The 450-nt window shown below is 37.3% G+C and carries 1 protein-coding gene; it reads left to right on the forward strand.

Annotated features, from left to right (window positions below; genetic code table 11):
• On the forward strand, positions 1 to 450 hold a 450-nt coding region (locus QWI17_RS21630; protein ID WP_302724615.1), incomplete at both ends, for a pyridoxal-phosphate dependent enzyme.

Here is a 450-nt window from a genome sequence, read left to right on the forward strand (position 1 = left end):
GCTATCATGCAACTTACAGACGAACAAAAGCAAAAAGGAGTTGTGACACATTCTTCTGGTAATTTTGCTCAAGCTTTAGCACTTGCAGCAAAAAGCTTGGGAATTGAAGCTTTTATTGTAATGCCCAAAACTGCTCCACAAGTTAAAAAAGACGCTGTAAAAGGATACAATGGGCAAATAATCGAGTGTGAACCAACTTTAGAAGCGAGAGAGAAAACAGCAAAACAAATCGAAATACAAAAAGGTGCAACGTTTATTCATCCTTCAAATGATCTCAATGTTATTCTTGGACAAGGACCTGCAGCGAAAGAATTATTAGAAATACATCCAGACCTGAATTATATATTTACTCCTGTTGGTGGTGGAGGTTTAATTGCGGGAACAGCTATTGCTGTGGAAAATTTTGGTGAAAATTGTAAAGTAATCGGTGGAGAACCTTTTGAAGCAGAT

Origin of the sequence: Gilvimarinus gilvus, from assembly GCF_030518155.1 — a bacterium.
GTDB classification, from domain to species: Bacteria; Pseudomonadota; Gammaproteobacteria; order Pseudomonadales; family Cellvibrionaceae; genus Gilvimarinus; species Gilvimarinus gilvus.